The sequence below is a fragment of the Mesorhizobium sp. M7D.F.Ca.US.004.03.1.1 genome (assembly GCF_003998635.1).
Taxonomy (GTDB): Bacteria; Pseudomonadota; Alphaproteobacteria; order Rhizobiales; family Rhizobiaceae; genus Mesorhizobium; species Mesorhizobium loti.
The window spans coordinates 1-1,966 of record NZ_RZQG01001031.1 but is presented as its reverse complement, the minus strand read 5'-3'; the positions used below and the strand labels follow the sequence as shown (position 1 = coordinate 1,966).

2 protein-coding genes and 1 pseudogene are annotated in these 1,966 nt (G+C 60.8%); all 3 read right to left on the bottom strand.

The window, feature by feature from the left end:
- Window positions 1-365 (bottom strand): annotated as a pseudogene (locus tag EN935_RS33450) (molybdopterin oxidoreductase); the annotation flags it as partial.
- Between the two features lies 1 nt (window position 366).
- A complete protein-coding gene (locus tag EN935_RS33445; protein WP_127265952.1) occupies window positions 367-1,245 on the bottom strand; it encodes a cytochrome b/b6 domain-containing protein in 879 nt (292 codons plus the stop codon).
- Between the two features lie 97 nt (window positions 1,246-1,342).
- Window positions 1,343-1,966 (bottom strand): DUF1345 domain-containing protein (locus EN935_RS33440; RefSeq protein ID WP_164771582.1); only part of this gene is annotated, 624 nt, incomplete at its 5' end.

The window sequence follows — 1,966 nt, the reverse complement described above, 5'->3', positions numbered from 1 at the left end:
TTCTGAAGCTGCTCGCGGCTCAGCGACAGCGGTTTTTCGACCAGGCCTGTAACCTCCAGCCGCCAGTCGGCGAAGTTGTTGGCGAGCAGACCTTTGTAGATATCGTCGTCCGGTGCCGTGACCCCGTTCGGCCGTTGCGGCTGGCGGATGTCGGCCTCGGTGAATTCGGGCGCCAGCGTATCGCGTCCGGCAAGCAGGCGTTGCGCCCGGTATGTCAGGCCATTGGCGTTTTCCAGGAAACTGCGCAGGCCGCTGCCGATGCTCAGCTGGCTGTCGAAAGCGTCGCAGCCCGACAGCATGATGCCGGAGGCGCCGAGGCTGGCACCGGTGAGGAATTTGCGGCGGCTGATCTCAAACTTCGCCATGTCAGGCACTCCTCTCGACGGGTTTGTCGTCCTGTGCGGGAGGATCGGTGCGATACCAGCCGGTGATGATCGAGCGCAGTTCGTTGATCGGGCCGGCGGCCAGGATCATCAGGATATGGACGACGAAGAAGGCGACCAGAAGCACCATGACGGTGAAATGAATGGTGCGTGCCGTCTGCCGGCCACCGAGCAGATCGTTGAGGAACGGCAGCACCGAATTCATGCTTGGCGACATCGCCAGGCCGGTGATGATCATCAGCGGCAAGAGCACGAATAGCACACCGCCATAGGCCATCTTCTGCAGCGTGTTGTATTCCCGCGTGTGGTGGAATTTGAGCTTTGCGTGGTCGATGATGTCTTGCGGCAGCCGCTTGAGATCATCGAGGCGTGGCGCGAGATCGCGCCGCAGATGGCCGTTCACAGTGCTGGCGACCAGCCAGACGATCAAGGTCGTGGTCAGTATCCAGGCAAAGAAGAAATGGATGACGCGGGCGGTGCCGAGATCATAGTAGGACGGGATCGTCGCCCAGGACGGAAAGGCGCGGGACGTCTCCTGGCCTACCGGCCCCGACCAGCCTAGCACCCCAGTGGTGTCGAAGCGATGTCCAAGGATTTCGGTGTAGCCGCGTGGCCCGGCGTTGGTGTTCTCGGCGCCGATGGCCAAGATGGTGTTGTTGTAGTCGAAGCCCGACTGCTTGCCGATATAGAGCTGCGGACGGGCATTGAAGATCTGCAGGCCGGACAGCAGCATGAAGAACAGCGAGATGGCCCAGAGCCAATGCGTCAGCCGGGTCCAGCGCGACTGCCGGTAGATCAGCGTTGTGTCGTTCGACGCAGAAGCGCCTGGGCCGGCGGATTGGCTTCTGGCAACGGATTCCATCTTGTCTCGTCTCCCGACCTCGCGGCGTGGCCTGCGCGTTCATTGTCCTCCTGATACGTCGCGATCCAAACCAATGTTTCATCCGATCACGGATTTATTACGGAGCGCCCAGGCTGACGGCGAGATTGACTGCGGCTGCGACGATGACCGTGTTGAAGAAAAACGACAGGATCGAATGGACCAGCACGACACAACGCATATGCGTCGTCGAGATGTTGGTGTCGGCGGTCTGCGCCGTCATGCCGATCACCGTCGAGAAGTAGAGGAAATCCCAGCCTTCCGGCCGTTTGTCGCCTGGGAACAGCAGTCCGCCGACCGGGATCTTCTTCTTGGTCTCGGCATCGACCGCATCGCCGTCCATCCAGTAGACATGGGCATAATGGAGCGCTGCCATGGCATGGATTGTGAACCAGCCGAGTGGGATCGACAGCAGCGCGAAGGTGAGTTCGACAGGGTGGGCGCTGTCTTTCTGGTTGATCAGTTGGAACAGCGAGAAGGTGGCAAAACCGACAACGACGAGCGTCACGGCGAAGATGACCAGCACCGGTTGGTCGGTGGCGCGCGCATTCTTGCTCAGATACCTGCCGGTGAATTTCGGCATCTGGGCAACGACAAGAATGACGTAGGCGGCAAAGAATGCGTTGGCGCCGATCGAATAGGCGAGCGGGGCGTGCAGCAGCAACGCCGTGAGGAGCGCCAAAACGCCGAAGCAGGCCGATAC